17 protein-coding genes and 1 tRNA gene are annotated in these 17,672 nt (G+C 59.2%); 8 read left to right on the top strand and 10 right to left on the bottom strand.

Going from position 1 to position 17,672, the window contains the following annotated elements; translation table 11 throughout:
• Window positions 1-40 precede the first annotated feature (40 nt).
• The 4 genes from V3W39_RS11960 (at window position 41) to V3W39_RS11945 (ending at window position 3,983) form a co-directional block, all read left to right on the top strand.
• Window positions 41-382 carry a ribonuclease E inhibitor RraB gene (locus tag V3W39_RS11960; RefSeq protein WP_003193463.1) on the top strand — a complete coding sequence of 114 codons (342 nt, stop codon included), beginning with the start codon at window positions 41-43 and terminating at the stop codon, window positions 380-382.
• A 437-nt stretch (window positions 383-819) separates the two neighbouring features.
• Entirely contained in the window at window positions 820-2,229 is a 1,410-nt protein-coding gene (locus tag V3W39_RS11955) for a circularly permuted type 2 ATP-grasp protein (protein WP_177042991.1), read from the top strand.
• A gap of 3 nt (window positions 2,230-2,232) precedes the next feature.
• Window positions 2,233-3,183 carry an alpha-E domain-containing protein gene (locus V3W39_RS11950; RefSeq protein ID WP_177042992.1) on the top strand — a complete coding sequence of 317 codons (951 nt, stop codon included), beginning with the start codon at window positions 2,233-2,235 and terminating at the stop codon, window positions 3,181-3,183.
• Complete coding sequence (locus V3W39_RS11945) at window positions 3,180-3,983, top strand: transglutaminase family protein (protein ID WP_010165966.1); 804 nt, start codon at window positions 3,180-3,182, stop codon at window positions 3,981-3,983. Before V3W39_RS11950 ends, V3W39_RS11945 begins: the two co-directional genes overlap by 4 nt.
• Before the next feature lie 209 nt (window positions 3,984-4,192).
• On the opposite strand, the gene V3W39_RS11940 is transcribed toward V3W39_RS11945, so the two are convergent.
• Complete coding sequence (locus V3W39_RS11940; RefSeq protein WP_177077320.1) at window positions 4,193-4,996, bottom strand: c-type cytochrome; 804 nt, start codon at window positions 4,994-4,996, stop codon at window positions 4,193-4,195.
• Between the two features lie 680 nt (window positions 4,997-5,676).
• Here V3W39_RS11940 and V3W39_RS11935 point away from each other — a divergent pair.
• The 3 genes from V3W39_RS11935 (at window position 5,677) to V3W39_RS11925 (ending at window position 9,861) form a co-directional block, all read left to right on the top strand.
• Window positions 5,677-6,882, top strand: a complete 1,206-nt coding sequence (locus tag V3W39_RS11935; protein ID WP_330212679.1) for an acetyl-CoA C-acetyltransferase — start codon at window positions 5,677-5,679, stop codon at window positions 6,880-6,882.
• A gap of 16 nt (window positions 6,883-6,898) precedes the next feature.
• The gene (locus tag V3W39_RS11930) at window positions 6,899-9,046 is read left to right on the top strand and encodes a 3-hydroxyacyl-CoA dehydrogenase NAD-binding domain-containing protein (RefSeq protein ID WP_330212678.1); all 2,148 of its coding nucleotides are present in this window, start codon (window positions 6,899-6,901) and stop codon (window positions 9,044-9,046) included.
• A gap of 86 nt (window positions 9,047-9,132) precedes the next feature.
• Window positions 9,133-9,861, top strand: a complete 729-nt coding sequence (locus tag V3W39_RS11925) for an amidotransferase (RefSeq protein WP_169385989.1) — start codon at window positions 9,133-9,135, stop codon at window positions 9,859-9,861.
• A 126-nt stretch (window positions 9,862-9,987) separates the two neighbouring features.
• On the opposite strand, the gene V3W39_RS11920 is transcribed toward V3W39_RS11925, so the two are convergent.
• The 3 genes from V3W39_RS11920 to V3W39_RS11910 all read right to left on the bottom strand — a co-directional run bounded on the left by V3W39_RS11920 (window position 9,988) and on the right by V3W39_RS11910 (window position 12,748).
• Complete coding sequence (locus V3W39_RS11920; protein ID WP_177042996.1) at window positions 9,988-10,959, bottom strand: magnesium and cobalt transport protein CorA; 972 nt, start codon at window positions 10,957-10,959, stop codon at window positions 9,988-9,990.
• Window positions 10,960-11,087: 128 nt separating this feature from the next.
• Window positions 11,088-11,843: a lysophospholipid acyltransferase family protein gene (locus tag V3W39_RS11915; protein WP_177120727.1), complete on the bottom strand. Its 756-nt coding sequence runs from the start codon at window positions 11,841-11,843 to the stop codon at window positions 11,088-11,090.
• 215 nt (window positions 11,844-12,058) lie between these two features.
• Window positions 12,059-12,748, bottom strand: a complete 690-nt coding sequence (locus V3W39_RS11910) for a crotonase/enoyl-CoA hydratase family protein (protein ID WP_102369687.1) — start codon at window positions 12,746-12,748, stop codon at window positions 12,059-12,061.
• Between the two features lie 333 nt (window positions 12,749-13,081).
• Here V3W39_RS11910 and V3W39_RS11905 point away from each other — a divergent pair.
• A tRNA-Ser gene (locus tag V3W39_RS11905) sits at window positions 13,082-13,171 on the top strand.
• Between the two features lie 103 nt (window positions 13,172-13,274).
• Here V3W39_RS11905 and V3W39_RS11900 read toward each other — a convergent pair.
• The 6 genes from V3W39_RS11900 to V3W39_RS11875 form a co-directional block, all read right to left on the bottom strand.
• Complete coding sequence (locus V3W39_RS11900) at window positions 13,275-13,544, bottom strand: hypothetical protein (RefSeq protein WP_004371186.1); 270 nt, start codon at window positions 13,542-13,544, stop codon at window positions 13,275-13,277.
• Between the two features lie 332 nt (window positions 13,545-13,876).
• Window positions 13,877-14,230 carry a gamma-glutamylcyclotransferase family protein gene (locus V3W39_RS11895; RefSeq protein ID WP_177042999.1) on the bottom strand — a complete coding sequence of 118 codons (354 nt, stop codon included), beginning with the start codon at window positions 14,228-14,230 and terminating at the stop codon, window positions 13,877-13,879.
• Between the two features lie 18 nt (window positions 14,231-14,248).
• Window positions 14,249-14,911: a M24 family metallopeptidase gene (locus V3W39_RS11890; RefSeq protein ID WP_330212677.1), complete on the bottom strand. Its 663-nt coding sequence runs from the start codon at window positions 14,909-14,911 to the stop codon at window positions 14,249-14,251.
• 158 nt (window positions 14,912-15,069) lie between these two features.
• On the bottom strand, window positions 15,070-15,966 hold the full coding sequence (locus V3W39_RS11885; protein WP_259195971.1) for a hypothetical protein: 897 nt from the start codon (window positions 15,964-15,966) through the stop codon (window positions 15,070-15,072).
• Between the two features lie 132 nt (window positions 15,967-16,098).
• Window positions 16,099-16,677, bottom strand: coding sequence for a DUF4337 domain-containing protein (locus V3W39_RS11880; protein ID WP_177120726.1), 579 nt, complete (start codon window positions 16,675-16,677; stop codon window positions 16,099-16,101).
• Between the two features lie 54 nt (window positions 16,678-16,731).
• A complete protein-coding gene (locus V3W39_RS11875; protein WP_177113637.1) occupies window positions 16,732-17,616 on the bottom strand; it encodes a LysR family transcriptional regulator in 885 nt (294 codons plus the stop codon).
• Between the last annotated feature and the right edge of the window lie 56 nt (window positions 17,617-17,672).

Raw genomic sequence — 17,672 nt, 5'->3', positions numbered from 1 at the left:
AGCACGGAAAGTCTATCCATCGGTTTGAGGAGGACGTTTCATGAGCACAGCCTATCAAGAAGACATCAGCACCAACGTGTTGCGCCGCATGAAAGAGGGCGGCTTTGACTTCTCTCGTTTCCACCCCATCGAGTTCTACGCCATTTTCCCGGATGAGGAACGTGCGCGCCGGGCTGCGGGTCGGTTTCGTGGGGAATCGCTGAATGCCCAGGTCAGCGCGCGGGATGACGGCGCCTGGTACCTGGAACTGAGCAAAATCATGTTCGCCACCTACGACGGCATAGGAGACTTCGAGCAGGACTTTGAGGCGGTGGTCGAGCCCTTGGGCGGAATCATCGAGGGATGGGGCGTGAAACAGGAGGTGCGTGGGTTACCCATGTAGCGGCATGAACAACAACACAGCGTATCGGCTGACCTTTGGGTCGGCCGTTTTTGTTTCTGGCGCGGGAAAAATCCTGCACAAAAAAAAGCCACCCGAGCAGGGTGGCCAAAGGGAAGATCGGGCAGAAGGGGAACCGATCGGTACATCCCGTATCACGTTACCCCTTGAGAAAAAGATTTAGCTGTAGGAGGTGTCCTGTTCAGCTGATGAGCGCGATTATCCCCAGGGTTTGCCGGGCAGTGAAATCAACTCTGACTATGCTGTTGATAGTCATGGCCTGCATTGCAATGAGGCGCCGCCCATGACAGCGGGTATTTGCTGCACCGGGACGGTGCGGTGAGCGCTGAGCCTATATCCAACTGATTGATACTTAAGTGTTTATGCCGCTGGCACGGGCCTTGCGATGGTTCTTGCGTCCGGGTGACAAGGAGTACGGCATGATCCGCACTTATTACGATGAGATGTACGACGGGGCAGGGCAGGTGCGCCCCCATTACCGCGAATTTGCCCGCTGGTTGGCCGAGACGCCCCCTGAACTGCTGGCCCAGCGCCGGCGCGAAGCCGATTTGCTGTTTCACCGGGCCGGCATCACCTTCACCCTGTATGGCGACGAGCAAGGCACCGAGCGCCTGATTCCCTTCGACACGATCCCCCGCAGCATCCCGGCCAGTGAATGGCGGATCGTCGAGCGCGGCTGCATCCAGCGGGTCAAGGCGCTGAACATGTTCCTCGCCGACCTGTATCACGAACAACGCATCATCAAGGCCGGGATCATCCCCGCCGAGCAAGTGCTGGCCAACGAGCAATATCAGTTGGCGATGCAGGGCCTGGACCTGCACCGCGATATCTATTCCCACATCTCCGGCGTCGATCTCGTACGCGATGGCGACGGCACTTACTACGTCCTCGAAGACAACCTGCGCACCCCCAGCGGTGTCAGCTACATGCTCGAAGACCGCAAGATGATGATGCGCCTGTTCCCCGAACTGTTTGCCGCCCAGCGCATCGCCCCGATCGATCACTACCCCAACCTGTTGCTCGACACTCTGAAAAGCTCCAGCCCGCTGGATAACCCCAGTGTGGTGGTACTCACTCCGGGGCGTTTCAACAGTGCGTTCTTCGAACATGCGTTCCTGGCCCGTGAAATGGGCGTGGAACTGGTGGAAGGCGCCGACCTGTTCGTGCGCGATGACCGGGTGTTCATGCGCACCACCGACGGCCCCAAGGCGGTGGACGTGATCTACCGTCGCCTCGACGACGCGTTCCTCGACCCGCTGGCCTTCAACCCGGACTCCATGCTCGGCGTGCCCGGCCTGCTGGCGGCGTATCGTTCGGGCAATGTGGTACTGGCCAATGCCATCGGCACCGGGGTGGCGGATGACAAATCGGTGTACCCCTTCGTCACCGAGATGATCCGTTTTTACCTGGATGAAGAGCCGATCCTGAAGAACGTTCCGACGTTCCAGTGTCGTAATCCCAGCGAACTGTCCCACGTGCTGGCCAACCTTCCGGAACTGGTGGTGAAGGAAACCCAAGGCTCCGGTGGTTACGGCATGTTGGTGGGCCCGGCAGCCACGGCGGCAGAAATCGAAGCCTTCCGCGCACGCATCAAGGCCAAGCCCCACGCCTACATCGCGCAGCCAACCCTGTGCCTCTCGACGTGTCCGACCTTTGTCGAAAACGGCATCGCCCCGCGGCATATCGACCTGCGCCCGTTCGTGTTGCAAGGCAAGGAAACCCGCGTAGTCCCCGGTGGCCTGACTCGTGTGGCGCTGCGGGAAGGTTCGCTGGTGGTCAACTCGTCCCAGGGCGGCGGCACCAAAGACACCTGGGTGGTCGAGGATTGAAATATGTTGAGTAGAACTGCCTCGGATTTGTATTGGATGTCGCGCTATCTGGAGCGCGCGGAAAACCTCGCGCGCATGCTCGATGTCAGTTATTCGCTGTCGCTGATGCCCCAGGACGGGCGCGGTGATGGCCTGCATGAACTGGCGATGCCGTTGCTGATCACCGGCACCCTCGACGATTATCGCGAGCGCCACGGTGAACTGCACGCCGAGCGCCTGCTGCACTTCTTTGCCCTGGATGCTGCCAACCCGGCCAGCATCTACAGTTGCCTCGGCGCTGCACGAGCCAGTGCCCATGCCGTGCGTGGGCGAATCACCGCCGACATGTGGGAAAACATCAACGCCACCTGGCTGGAAATTCGCGACATCGCCCAGCAAGGCCTGAGCCGCTACGGCATGAGCCGTTTCTGTGAATGGGTCAAGGAACGCTCCCACCTGTTCCGCGGTGCCACCTACGGCACCATCATGCGCAACGACGCCTTCCGTTTTATTCGCCTGGGTACCTTTATCGAGCGCGCCGACAACACCCTGCGCCTGCTGGATGCCCGCTACGAAATGGCCGGCGACCAGGCCGAAGCGGTCACCGATGGCACGGCCCACGCCTACTATCAGTGGAGTGCGTTGCTGCGGGCGTTGTCGTCGTTCGAGGCCTACACCGAGATCTACCGCGACGCCCCCGGCGCCCGGCAAGTCGCCGAGCTGTTGCTGCTGCGCGCCGATGTGCCGCGTTCGCTGCGGGCCTGCAGTGAAGAGATCGACCAGATCCTCGCCAGCCTGCCCGGCATCAACGGTCGCCCGGCCCAGCGCCTGGCAGCCGAGATGGACGCGCGCCTGCGCTATACCGCCATCGACGAAATTCTCGAGGAAGGCCTGCACGCTTGGCTGACCGACTTCATCCCCCTCGTGCGCGAGCTGGGTGATGCTATTTACAGTTCCTACCTGGAGGCGGCATGAGACTTTCCATCAGCCACGAAACCACCTACCACTACGAAGACCAGGTGCGCGCCAGCATCCAGTACCTGCGCCTCACGCCCCACGACAGCGAGCGCCAGCATGTCCTCAGCTGGCAGCTGGACCTGCCCCGGCCGGTGCGGGCGCAACTCGATCCGTTCGGCAACATCCTGCATGTGCTGACCCTGGACGAGCCCCACGAAGCCATCATCATCGGCGCCCGTGGCCAGGTGGACATCGACGAATTGCGCGAGGCCGAGCATGAAAGCCAGTCGGCCTTCCCGTTCCTGCGCTGTACCCGCTTGACCGAGCCGGACGACGCCCTGCGCAGCTTTGCCGAAAAGCACTGCCATCAACGCCGCGACCGCAGCGCGCTGATCGACCTGATGCACGCGCTGAACCAGTACATGACCTATTCGCCGGGCTCCACCGAAGTCGACACCTGTGCGGCCAAAGCATTTGCCGGGCGCGCCGGGGTCTGCCAGGACCACACCCACGCCTTCCTGGCCTGCGCCCGCAGCCTGGGGATTCCGGCGCGGTATGTGTCGGGGTACTTGTACAGTGAAGACTGCGAGCACCTGGCCAGCCACGCCTGGGCCGAAGCCTGGCTGGATGACGCCTGGTACAGCTTTGACGTGACCAACCAACTGGCCCGGCCGGAGCGGCATTTGAAGCTGGCGGTGGGCCTGGATTACCTCGACGCTTGCCCGGTGCGGGGCATGCGCCGTGGGGGCGGGCATGAGCAGATGCATGCCAAGGTATTTGTGGCGCCGACGCCGGTGATTTCGGTGCAGCAGCAGTAGGATTCCGGGAGAGAGAGGGCGCTTTCTGCAGCAGGAAAGCTCTCTGTGCCAGGAAAGCTTTTTGTGGCGAGGGAGCTTGCTCCCGCTGGGCTGCGAAGCGGCCCCAAAACCTGCCCCCGAGTTCTATCTGGAGAAATGTGATTGTCTGATTGGGGGCTGCTGCGCAGCCCAGCGGGAGCAAGCTCCCTCGCCACAGGTTTACCCGAGCCTTAAGGCTGCTTTCTGCCTGCCATATGCTTCAAATACCCCACCAGCAGGTCCAGGTCCGCATCCGGCAGCACACTGGCAGCAAACGCCGGCATCTTGGCTTGCGGCCAGTGGCGCATGCTTTGCGGGTCGCGGATGTAGCGCTTGAGGAAATCACCGGAAAAATATTCGGTGGGGTTGTAAGGAATATTCAGGTCCGGCCCCACCTGCGCATCGCCCGCGCCGTTCAGGCGATGACACGCCAGGCAGTTCTTCTGAAACAGCGCGAACCCTTGGTTCACCGGATCATTCGCCGCCAGTTTCGGGTCCGGTAACAACGCCGGAAAACGCTCCGCAACCGTCTTCAATTGCTTGATCCCGGAGATCTGAAACGGCCATTGCTCAGGGCTGATATTTCCGGCCTGCGGGTCCGTCCACACCAGGTAAAACGGCCCGGCGCCGGGTTTGCCATCTGCGAGCGGCGGCCAGGGATGCGCCGGATCCTCCACTGCCAACCACGCCCGCGCGCCGCTTTTTGACAACAGCGGCGCCGCCGTCAATTCAGCAGCAAAGCCGTCGAGGGCCACCGCCTGCAGATGGTTTTCCGGCTGGATACCCGGTAGCAGAGCTGCCAGCGGCACCGCGCGATACGTCATGTTGCGCTTGTAGGAAACGTCATCAACGATCTGCACCGTCTGCACGTCCGGGCGCTTGAGCAGCTCGGCTGTTTCCCAGGTTTTGCTGGCGTGATCCAGCTCGATGGTCAGTTGCGCGGCGTGCGCCGGCAGAGCCAGCAGCAGGGTCAGGAGGACGATGATCTGTTTCAAGGAAGGGCCCGTTCTGGAGTGGCGATACGGGTTAAAGATACCGCAAAACAACTTGAAATCGGCGCGCAAAACGGCAGCCCCTGACGGGATCGCTATGCGCAATATCCCGAAAGGTGCTGCCAAAGGCTGCGATCCTGGCGCTGTGTCTGCGCAGAATGTGGAGTGGAAGAGATCACCCAATAACCTTGGTCAGGTTGGGCAAGATCAGAATCAGGGTAGTGGCGAAGAGAATAAGTCCCGCCTGACGAACTTTCGAATGCTTGAACATGGCTGACTGCCTTTTGTTGTTATTCCTGAGCGTCAAATGCGTGCCGGTCGATTTAACTATGACGGTGCTACATGACTCTTTTCTTACAGTTCTTACAGGTGCTCCAGCAAAACCCGGCAGCAACCTTTTACTTCTCCTACAGATTCAACCTTAGAGCCCCCGTTCTGCATGGCTTAGATCCATTTAATCTCATCACCTTGCGGTTTCTTATTAAAAAGGCATGAGGCCAATTGCCAGCCAGACGCCAGCCCTACGGCTAGACAGCTAAAACGATTAATCAGCCGATTCTCGTAGCCTCCTACCGTTCGTCTGAGCGCGCACGTCAAGGTCAATGAGCGGTTCGGTCATTGAATCCGGCGCCCCGGCGCCTAAGGTAGGGGCACGATTCGTTGCCCAGTGATTCGAGGACGTCATGACCCAAGCTTTGATCTTTGATGCGATACGCACGCCCCGTGGCAAAGGCAAGGCGGATGGCGCCTTGCACAGCGTCAAGCCGGTAAACCTGGTGGCCGGGTTGCTGACGGCGCTGCAACAGCGCACCGGCCTGGATACGCGGCAAGTGGATGACATCGTCCTCGGTTGCGTCACACCGGTTGGCGACCAGGGCGCCGACATCGCCAAGACCGCTGCCCTGGTGGCGGACTGGGACGTCAGCGTCGCCGGCGTGCAGATCAACCGCTTTTGCGCCTCGGGCCTGGAGGCGGTGAACCTCGGCGCGATGAAAGTGCGTTCAGGGTTTGAAGACCTGGTGGTGGTCGGCGGTGTCGAGTCCATGTCCCGCGTGCCCATGGGCAGCGACGGCGGCGCCTGGGTGCTCGACCCGCAAACCAATATGCACAGCCACTTCACGCCGCAGGGCATCGGCGCCGACCTGATCGCCACGCTGGAAGGCTTCACCCGCCACGACGTCGATGCCTTTGCCCTGCACTCCCAGCAGAAAGCGGCACGGGCCAGATCAGACGGTTCCTTCAACAAGTCGCTGATCCCGGTGCAGGACCAGAACGGCATCGTGCTGCTGGACCAGGACGAGTTCATCCGCGCCGATTCCACACTCGAAGGCCTGGGCAAGCTCAAACCCAGCTTCGAAATGATGGGCCAGATGGGTTTCGATGCCACGGCCTTGCGGGTCTACAGCCATGTCGAGCGTATCAATCATGTGCACACACCGGGCAACAGTTCCGGGATCGTCGACGGGGCGGCGCTCATGTTGATTGGCTCTGAAGCGAAGGGCCGCGAACTCGGCCTGCAACCCCGGGCGCGGATCGTCGCCACGGCGGTCACCAGCACCGACCCCACCATCATGCTCACCGGCCCGGCGCCGGCAACCCGCAAGGCCCTGGCCAAGGCGGGCCTGCGGGTGGAAGACATCGACCTGTTCGAGGTCAACGAAGCGTTTGCCTCGGTGGTGCTCAAGTTCATCAAGGACATGGGCATCGACGCCGCCCGGGTCAACGTCAACGGCGGCTCCATCGCCATGGGCCACCCGCTGGGCGCCACGGGCTGCGCGATTCTCGGCACCTTGCTCGACGAACTGGAGGTGCGCCAGCAGCGGTATGGCCTGGCCACCTTGTGTGTCGGCGGCGGCATGGGTATCGCCACTATCATCGAACGCCTCTGAGCCTAAGGAATCAGTCATGACCGATGCCATTCGTTACGAAAAAGGCCAGGACCAGATCGTGGTGCTGACCATCGACATGCCCGGCCAGAGCGCCAACACCATGAACGGGGTGTACCGCGAGGCCATGGCGGCCACGGTCGCCCGTCTGAACGCCGAGAAGGATTCGATTGCCGGCGTGATCATCACCTCGGCGAAAAAGACCTTCTTCGCCGGCGGCGACCTCAATGAATTGATCAAGGTCGACAAGCCCCACGCCAAGGCTTTCTACGACAGCGTGTTGCTGTTGAAGGCGCAGTTGCGCACCCTGGAAACCCTCGGCAAGCCGGTAGTGGCCGCCATTAACGGCGCGGCGTTGGGCGGAGGTTGGGAGATTTGCCTGGCGTGCCAGCACCGCGTGGCGCTGGACCACAAGTCGGTACAGATCGGCCTGCCGGAAGTCACCCTCGGGCTTTTGCCGGGCGGCGGTGGCGTGGTGCGCATGGTGCGTATGCTGGGCCTGGAAAAGGCCTTGCCCTACTTGCTGGAAGGTAAAAAGATTACGCCGCAGCAGGCGTTGCAAGCGGGGTTGATTGACGAACTGGCGGCAGACCGTGACGAGCTGCTGGCCAAGTCCCGGGCGTGGATCCTGGCCAATCCGGACGCGAAACAGCGTTGGGACATCAAGGGTTACCAGATCCCTGGCGGTACGCCGTCCAACCCGAAAGTCGCGCAAATGCTTGCCATCGCGCCATCTGTATTGCGTAGCAAAACCAATGGCTGCTTCCCGGCCCCGGAGAAAATCCTCTGCGCCGCCGTGGAAGGCGCCCAGGTGGATTTCGACACCGCGCACCTGATCGAAACGCGCTACTTCACCGAGCTGGTTACCGGGCAAGTGGCGAAGAACATGATTGGCACCTTCTGGTTCCAGCTCAATGAAATCAACGCCGGCAGCTCGCGGCCCAAGGGCTTTGCGCCGTATGTGACACGCAAGGTTGGCGTGCTTGGCGCCGGGATGATGGGCGCGGGCATTGCGTACGTCAGCGCCTCGGCGGGCGTTGAGGTGGTGCTGAAGGACGTCAACCTGGCGGCAGCGGAGAAGGGCAAGGCCCACTCGGCAACGTTGCTGGACAAGAAGGTCAGTCGTGGGCAATTGACCGCCGAACAGCGGGAAACCATCCTCGCGCGGATTGTTCCTACCGAGTCTGATGCCGACCTCGCCGGCTGCGACCTGATCATCGAAGCCGTCTTCGAAGACCGGGAACTCAAGGCCAAGGTCTCGGCTGCCGCGCAAAGCGTGGTGGGTGCCGACGCGGTAATCGCCTCCAATACCTCCACCTTGCCCATCAGCGGCCTGGCCACGGCGGTGCCTGACCAGGGCAAGTTTATCGGCCTGCACTTCTTCAGCCCGGTGGACAAAATGCCCCTGGTGGAAATCATCAAGGGCGCCCGCACCAGCGACGAAACCCTGGCTCGGGGTTTTGATTTCGTACTGCAAATCAAGAAAACCCCGATCGTGGTCAATGACAGTCGTGGCTTCTTCACCTCGCGGGTGTTCGGCACCTTCACCAACGAAGGCATCGCCATGCTCGGCGAAGGCGTGGCCGCGCCGATGATCGAGACCGAGGCTCGCAAAGCGGGCATGCCTGTGGGACCGCTGGCGGTCTCTGACGAAGTTTCCCTCAGCCTGATGAGCCATATCCGCCAGCAGACGGCCAAGGACCTGCAGGCCGAGGGCAAGCCGTTACCCCAGCATCCGGCGTTTGCGGTGATCGATTTGTTGCTCAACGAATACAAACGTCCCGGCAAGGCGGCGGGTGGTGGTTTCTACGATTACCCGGCGGGCGGGCAGAAACACTTGTGGCCGGAGCTGAAAAGCCGCTTTGAAAAGCCCGGTCAACAGATCTCGCCGCGAGACGTGCGCGACCGTTTGTTGTTCATCCAGGCCATCGAAACCGTGCGCTGTGTGGAGGAGGGCGTGTTGATGTCGACGGCCGATGCCAACGTTGGCTCGATCTTCGGTATCGGCTTTGCCGCCTGGAGCGGTGGGGCGCTGCAATTCATCAACCAGTACGGCCTGAACGACTTCATCGCCCGGGCGCGTTACCTGGCCGAGCAATACGGTGAGCGCTTCACGCCGCCGGCGCTGTTGTTGGAGAAAGCTGCACAAGGTGAAGTGTTTCGGTGACCAAATGTGGGGCTTGCCTTGGAAGGGTATTTCAAGGCAGGCTCTGGGGGTGTTCATTATTCCCATCGCCGTGTCAGGTATTTTTTATGTCGTTACGCGTGTGCATCCTGGAAACCGATATCCTGCGTCCCGGGCTGATCGATCAGTACCAAGGGTACGGGCAGATGTTCAAGCGCCTGTTCTCCAAGCAGCCGATTGCCGCCGAGTTCGTCATCTATAACGTGGTGCAGGGTGAATACCCGGCGGATGAAGAAGTGTTCGACGCCTACCTGGTGACGGGCAGCAAGGCCGACTCCTTTGGCACCGATCCGTGGATCCAGACCCTCAAGACCTACCTGCTCGACCGCCATGCCCGTGGCGACAAGCTGATCGGCATCTGCTTCGGCCACCAGTTGCTGGCGCTACTGTTGGGCGGCAAGACCGAGCGGGCGACCAAGGGTTGGGGCATGGGCATCCATGACTACAAACTGAACGCCAAGGCCCCGTGGATGAGCCCGGTGGTGGAAGAACTGACGCTGTTGATCAGCCACCAGGACCAGGTCACCACCTTGCCGGAAAACGCCACCGTGATCGCGTCCAGCGAATTCTGTCCGTTTGCGGCGTACCACATTGAAGACCAGGTGCTGTGCTTCCAGGGCCACCCGGAATTTATCCACGACTATTCCCGCGAGTTGCTGGAGATTCTTCAGACAACCCTGGGGGAGAAGGTTTACACCAACGGTGTGGCCAGCCTGGAACGAGACCACCACGGCGTCACCGTGGCGGAATGGATGATGCGGTTTGTGGCGCACAAACCAGAAGCCGGCGCGGCCTGACGCACAATAATGTAGGAGCTGGCTTGCCTGCGATGCAGACACCTCGGTTTTTCAGTAAAACCCAGGTGATGCTATCGCAGGCAAGCCAGCTCCCACAGTTTGATCTTCTGCACATTGAAGAGCGTGTTACAGCCAGCCTGAACGCTTGAAACTGGCCCACAACCCCGTACACCCCACCGCAATAAACCCCAGCACCGCAAAATAGCCGTAGTGCCATTGCAGCTCCGGCATGTTCTGGAAGTTCATCCCGTAAATCCCGGCCACCGCCGTCGGGAACGCCAGAATCGCCGCCCACGCGGCAAACTTGCGCTGCACCACGCTTTGGCGCTGGGCTTCCAGCAACACCCCAATCTCAATGGTCTGGCTGGCAATATCCCGCAGGGTGGTCAGGTCTTCCATCTGCCGCGTGACGTGAATCTGCACGTCGCGAAAGTACGGGCGCATGTTCTTGTCGATAAACGGAAAACTCAGCTTCTGCAGCTCCTGACTGATTTCCACCATCGGCGCCACATAACGCTTCAGCCGCAGCACATCGCGGCGCAAGCCGTGGAGTTTTTGGATGTCGTGTTCATTCAGGGAGTTGCACAGAACATTGCGCTCCAACTCATCGACCTCGGCATGAATCGCCTCGCTCACGGGCTGGTAGTTCTCGGTGACAAAATCCAGCAGCGCATAGAGTACGAAATCTTCCCCATGCTCCAGCAACAGCGGCCGCGCCTCACAGCGCTGGCGCACATAGCCGTAGGACGCCGAATGGCCGTTGCGGGCCGTGATGATGTAGCCGTTGCCGGCAAAGATATGGGTCTCGATAAACTCCAGCTTGCCGTTATCGCGAACCGGTGAGTAGGTCACGATAAACAGCGCGTCGCCGAAGGTTTCAAGTTTGGGGCGGCTGTGTTTTTCCAGGGCGTCTTCGATGGCCAGTTCGTGCAGGTTGAACTGGCGTTGCAGGTTGGCCAGTTCCAGGGCGCTGGGCTCCTCTAGGCCGATCCACACAAAGTGGTCGGGCTTGGCGGCCCAGGCGGCGCCTTCGTCGAGGGTGATATCGGTGACTTTCTTTCCGGCGCTATAGACGGCGGCCGCAACAACTCTACCCATAGTGCTGATCGCTTCTTTATTGGATGACAGTTGCTGGGCAGCTTAGCCTGAACGCGCCCTCTGTAGGAGCGAGCTTGCTCGCGAAAAACCTGAGAGCGGCGCTTTAATCCAGAAAGGTCGCGTAATCGTTAACGTCCTTCGCGAGCAAGCTCGCTCCTACAGGGGACCATTTCCAGTTCTCGATCCATGGCCTCAATACAGTCTTTCATTTGCTCGCGGCAAGTCTGCATTAACAGCGGCATGTCATCCATCGTCAGCCCCTTCGTAGGAATCGGCGGCAACGAGCGAATCAGAATATCGCCACTGTTCCAGCGGTTGAGCTTCATCTGCTTCACATACGTGCTGACACACACCTGCACAATCGGCACGCCCGCGGCGATAGCCATCTGGAACGCGCCTTTCTTGAACGGCAGCAGGGTTTCGCCGAAGTTACGCGTGCCTTCCGGGAATACCCAGATCGAGGTGTTCTTATGCTGCAAGGTGTGGGTGGTGGTCAGCATCGAACGCCGCGCCTTGTGCGCGTTGCCCCGATCAATCAACACATTGCCCGCCAGCCAGAACAACTGGCCGAACAGCGGCACCCACTTCAGGCTCTTCTTGCCGATACACACCGTGCGGTAGGGCACCACCGTGCCGAACACAAACAGGTCATAGTTGGACTGATGGTTGGCGATGATCACGCAACTGCTGGGCTTGTTGCGCAACGAGTCGACATCCGCTTTGACCCGCAGGCGCAACAGCCACATCGCCGGCACGGCATACAGGCGCGCGCAGTAACGACTGTTGTCCGGGTTAAACGGCCGGCAGATCCCCAGCAGCACGCCCAGCACGCCCGCAATCATAAAATGCAGGCCCATCAACAACATGCGTAACAAAAAAAGCATCGACACAGCCCATCGGGACAAAAGGTGGCGCAGTGTACGGATGTGCACTGTATTCGGCAATTGCCCCTATAGAGTCAGGAGATAGGCGATGTTTAAGCGCATGTTTCAACAAGACGTGACAGACACTGTCTAGAGCGGTTGTAGGCAATCCAGAATTCTTTGTAAGAAAAAGCCCGACTCAAGGTCGGGCTTCGATTCAGCAGGCGCAGGTTTGATTAACCCAAGTGCCCCTGATCCTGAATGATCGCGTCATCCAGGGCTTCCAGCAGCGCCTTACGCACCTTCAGCTTGGTGTGCTTGTGGGCGTTCATATTGATCTTCTTCAGTTGGCGAGCCGCCTCCAGCGCAGCGGCCTGCAACTCTTCCGGTGCGACCACCTTGTCCAGGAACCCGGCGCCCAATGCGTCCTGCGGGTTAAACATTTCGGCATTGATCACCGAGCGGTGGAAGGCCGACTTGCGCAGACGATCCCGTGCCAGCTCGATCCCGGCGTGGTGCATGGTCATGCCGATCATCACTTCATTCAGGCCAATGCTGAACGGCCCGTCTACACCAATCCGGTAATCCGCCGACAACAACAGGAACGCACCCTTGGCCACTGCGTGCCCGGGGCACGCCACGATCACCGGGAACGGGTGCGACAACAGGCGGCGGGCGAGGGTGGAACCCGACGTCACCAGGCTCACCGCTTCTTTAGGGCCGGCGGTCATCACCTTCAAATCATAGCCCCCGGACAAAATCCCCGGCGTGCCCGTGATGATCACCACCGCCCGATCCTTCTCGGCCTGATCCAGCGCTTGATTAAACGCACTGACCACGGCCGGCGAAATGGCATTCACCTTGCCGTTGCTCAGGGTCAGGGTCGCGATACCGTCTTCGAGGTGGTAGGCAATCAACTCACTCATGACGCGATTCCTTGTAATGCTTGTAATAGAAGGACAGACGGCAGACGTTACCCACCGCGCCCGTCCTGGTAAAGCGCCATGACTGACTACCCAGTCAGACTTTTCCCGCATGCCCGCCCGCAGGCGGCCTTCAGCAGGGCGCAGCAGCTACTATAGACAAGCGCCGCGAGTGCCCGAGAATGGCAGAATCGCCGTGGTGTGCATGGCGCCGCAGAGGGCTGGAACGGCATAACCGCCTAAGCGCATGAAAATTCTGAAAAAAACCTTTGCCATCGGAAAAGCTTTCGACTACATTAGCGCGCCTCGACAGACTGAATCAGTTTGACGAGATACGGTGAAGTGTCCGAGTGGCTTAAGGAGCACGCCTGGAAAGTGTGTATACAAGAAATTGTATCGAGAGTTCGAATCTCTCCTTCACCGCCAAATTCGATGTAAACAAAACCCCTGATTTCGAGAGAAATCAGGGGTTTTGTGGTTTCTGGGGTTTGAATAGGTGGTTGTGCCAGGGAAAATTAAGCCAATGGGTTTAGGAACACTGCGTAGCCATACGCCGCCCTATAACATCCAGCAAATCACAACCATCGCGCAACGGAATCGAGCAAAGCAGTGAAAAGTCACTGAGCACAACTGTATCGCTGCTGATTTCCGCACGCAGTGCCAGATTTTCAAGAACTTGCGTAACAGCACGAATTCGATAACCAGCAGCGTCCAGCAAAACGTCCAGCGGCGCAGTGGTATCTACAAAAAGGGCAGGTGTCTCGCAATCGTTGCTGGTGAGGGCCATGTATTGATTCATATGTGATGTCCGTTCTCTTAAGGAGGAGAGTAGCCACACATTTGTCGCCAAACAAAAGGTGGCAGCTGTACGCGGGTTGGCGAACCGGAAAAAGACGGACAATGCCGGCAGACCCGAAGGTCTCCCGCGCACAGCTACCATTGGGTAGCTTATTGCGCGCAGGAGCATCCCGCAAATTAGCCGGGAGGCTTCTGCCGTCTTTATAGTCGAGTCGCCAAACCCGGTCGCTTTGAGAGCGACCGGCGAACTATATGCCCCACCTCACAAACCTGGCAGGGCATGCCTTCCGATTGATCTGTAGGAAATCACCCCGGGTGACGAGCTGCACGCTCTCAAGCCTGCACATAAACCCAAGCCGTCAACCCCGAAGCCAACCCCACCGAAACCCGCTTATAGTCCGACACCTCATACGCATCCGCCGCCGCCAGTTCCTGCTCGGTAATCTGAAACACCATCCCCTCGACACTGTCCTCATTCCGCCCGCTCGGCGCAACGATCGGATGATGGGTCTTGCCACTGGCCGCCAACACCTCAGGGTCCGTAATCTCCACCCAGCTTTTCGAGTACCCCAGCATCGCATCCTGCTGACCCACCAGCTCCCGGCCAAAGTTGGACAGTTGCACAGCCTTGTCCTGCAATGTGCCGTAGGAAAACAACAGCACGGGAAATTCGGTCGAGCGTTCCATCTTTATTCCTTGAAAAAGTTAAGCCAGCAAATCTTCGTAAAACGCACCATAAGCTCCGCTCGGGTGCGCAATTTGTATCTCAAGAATCCACAACCCTTCATTCGGATACTGGTCAAAATCCCCAAGGTCACCGCCCCGATAAATCGCATGGGGGAAATCGCTGACGCGGTGCCCTTTGATGTCCAGGTTCAACACCCAGCCCATTTCCTTCGCTTGCTCTTCGGCAAAACGATACAGCTCCAGGCCGACGACTTTGTCGTTCCTCCAGCGCTGTTCAACCCGGTCAAACAATTCTTTCGCTGCGCTCGCGCACGCGGCCATCTCGGGATTGCTACCGGTGCTGAATGTCGCCCCGGCATCCCCTTCATGCCCTTGCCACACGGCGCCCATGTCGATGAAGTAGATGTCGTTTTCCCCCAGAACCGGGTCGCCGTCGGAGCGTTCCTTGAAAGTTTTGAGGGTGTTGGCACCAAAGCGCACCAGCAGCGGGTGCCAGATGCGTTGCATGTCGAGGTCGGCGAGGACTTTTTTGCCGAGTTCGCGAGCTTCGGATTCGAGCATGCCGGGGCGGATGAGTTTGGACAGTGCTTCGATGGCGCGCCAGGTCATGGCCTGGGCGTAGCGCATTGAGTCGAGGCTGTAGGCGACGCCCACAGCTTCCTTGGATGATTGTGCGGTCACCGGCTTTTCCTCGGCTTTATAGTGTCAGGCGTTATGCGTTTTACTATATAGCGAGTAGAGGTGGGACCCCAAGCCGATATGCCAGAATATGCCGATGTTTTCTGGCGCGAGGAGGCTGGTGAATATGAGTGAGTTAGGGAGGAGCGGGCATCAGATGGTCAGTAGAAGATTCCCGCAAGATTGCCTTTTTCTACGAATTCACGCGGCTCGCGTAAAATTTGCTCCAGAATTGAGAGTCTCGAGCTGCCTTCTTCGCGTAGAAGGGTACCGACGAGTAGGCCTCTTTTAAGCGTCGCGAGCCCTGCGCCCGCCTTTCGGCTTCCTGGATGCTCAAAGCTCCACTTTGCCAGATTTCCATCCAGAAGCTGTCGGCCCGCAGTGTCTCGGAAGGTTTTGTTTGCGAAGTCGTAATAAGCATTTCGTACCTCCGGCACGTAGAAGGTCAGGGATTCATAGGTCGTTTTAATCATACGCTGGATATTGCCAAGCGTGTCACCGTCAACCCAGCTCAGCGACGGAATGCCCAGTTGTTCATCACCGTCAATTTGTCGCAGATGTGGTCGGACATGGTCAGTTGTTTTGTGTTTGAGGGCGGATGAAAGCATTGCATCGGTTCTGCGGCGCGTTGCTATGTCCGATAGCCCGTCCGGGTCGCCGATAAATTCGCGCTTTGTATTGGCTGCGAAGGCCCCCACAGCGGCGTATATACCGTTACCACCTCTGCCTGGCTCAACCCAACTTACATCAATCCAAACCTTTTTTGGCTTCACCATCACGGAGAAGTAGTTTCCATTCATCCCTTCCGTACGAAAGGTATAAACCTCCGTATCGGAATAGATTTTCTCAACCTCAAGGCCGACAAATTTGGTGCCGAGGCTCACTTCCGGCATTAACTCAGTCAGGTATTTGGTACTGCTGGTCTGGTAGAGAAACAGGTCCTCCACTTGAGCGAAGATCTGAAGGCATTCTGCCGCGAAGTAATCATTCAGTGAGGTGTTCAACGTTTCAGCGCTTCTGGCATCCGAGACGCACTGACTGAATTCGTTTTCTCCCATCAATAGTCAACTTTCCAGGTTGCGAGCGATGGCGAGTTTTATAGTCGGTTTGGTTTGGTGATAGCTATCAGCGAAATACGACGATACGTGACGTCGTATTTCTGCTTTCGAGGGGCGATGAGAATCCAGCTCTCAAATATGCAACCACGCCATCCCACCCAGCACCACACTCACACCCCCAGCGGTATACGCCATGCGCTTCAACCATTCCTTCCTTGTCAGCAACGTAATCGCCGCCAACGAAATCGCGATCTGAATCGCGGTCATCGCCTGTGCCCAGCGGTGATGTTGATGCAGTGCCTGCTCTGACTTTTCATCCCATTCCTTTGACGTCGCTTCAAGCTTTTCCGCCTGTTTGCGCACGTCTTCCTTCTGGGTTTTATAACGCTCGATCTCATCGGTGTAGTGCTTGGCATCAACGCCCGGAATATGCGTCGCCAGCTCCGCCAGGTTCTGCCGGCTGGATTTGGCCTGGTAGTAGTTCCACTGGTTGGCGGCTTCGGTCTTGAAGATGGCGGCGTTGTTTTTGTCCATCGCCGCTTCACTTTCGGTGGAGCCGGCCTGGTAGCTGAGCATGGCGCCGACAGTGGCCATGATGGCGGTCATCACGGCAATGCGGCTGGCGAAATTGTCGCCCTGCCTGTGGGCATGTTCGGTGGTGTGTTCGACGTGTTTTTCGTGGGGGCTGGGGACTTCGAAGGCTTCGGACATGGGGGCGTCTATGAAGGGTTTGAGGGACTCTGATTCTTCACCAGCGAAGCTGTCTCAATCCTGTACGTAATGCTGCAAACCGGCCACCAGGGCATCAAAGGTGACGCGGCAACGCGGGCTGTTGCGCAGGTCTTCGTGCATGGTGACCCAGGTGTCCAGTTGCAGCGCGAATGCGTCGGGCAGGACCCGGCTCAGGCGGGTGTCTTGCCGGGCCAGTTTGACCTGGCAGCCACCGATGCCAGCGCCGGCGCGGATCAGGGCGAGTTGTGCAAGGTCGCTGTCGCTGCTGAGGGAAAAGGCGCTGCGCTCGAACCCTTTGACGGCCAGGCTGCGGATGAAGGCGCTTTCCTGGTCGTAGCCGATGACTGAGTGGGCGGTGAGGTCGTTCAGGCTCTGGGGTGTGCCGTGTTGTTGCAGGTAGTCGTTGCGTGCGTGCAGGCCGACTTCGATCACGCCGATACGTTTCGCCAGCAGTTGTTCCTGGCTGGGTCGGACCATTCGCACGGCGATGTCGGCTTCCAGTTGCAGCAGGTCCAGCAGGCGGTTGCTCAGTACCAGTTCGACCTTGAGGTGCGGGTGCTGTTGGCGCAGGCGGGTGATGATCGGCGGCAGGACTTCCACGCCGATCACTTCGCTGGCAGACACCCGCACCACGCCTCGCACTTCCGGGCCTTGAGGTGAAGCGGCACGTTCGAGGGCGGCGGCGGTGGTTTCCATGGTCTCGGCGTGGGTGCGCAGGGTGAGGGCGACGGCCGTGGGCAGCAGGCCGCTGGGGGAGCGGGTGAACAGGACGACACCCAGGGCTTTCTCCAGCGCAGCGATGTGCCGGCCCACCGTGGGCTGCGTAATGCCGAGCAACCGTGCGGCCCCCGACAGTGATCCCTCCTTGAGTACGCCGAGGAATGACCGGTAAAGCTCCCAACCAATATTCGATGCCATGCATAAATGTATAGCGTCTGGATGATCTTCGGCAATTCCTCTATAGCCCGGCGACG

This window comes from Pseudomonas sp. Z18(2022), from assembly GCF_036346535.1.
GTDB lineage: Bacteria > Pseudomonadota > Gammaproteobacteria > Pseudomonadales > Pseudomonadaceae > Aquipseudomonas > Aquipseudomonas yamanorum_A.
The sequence above is the reverse complement of the archived record's forward strand: the minus strand, read 5'-3'. Positions and strand labels throughout refer to the sequence as shown.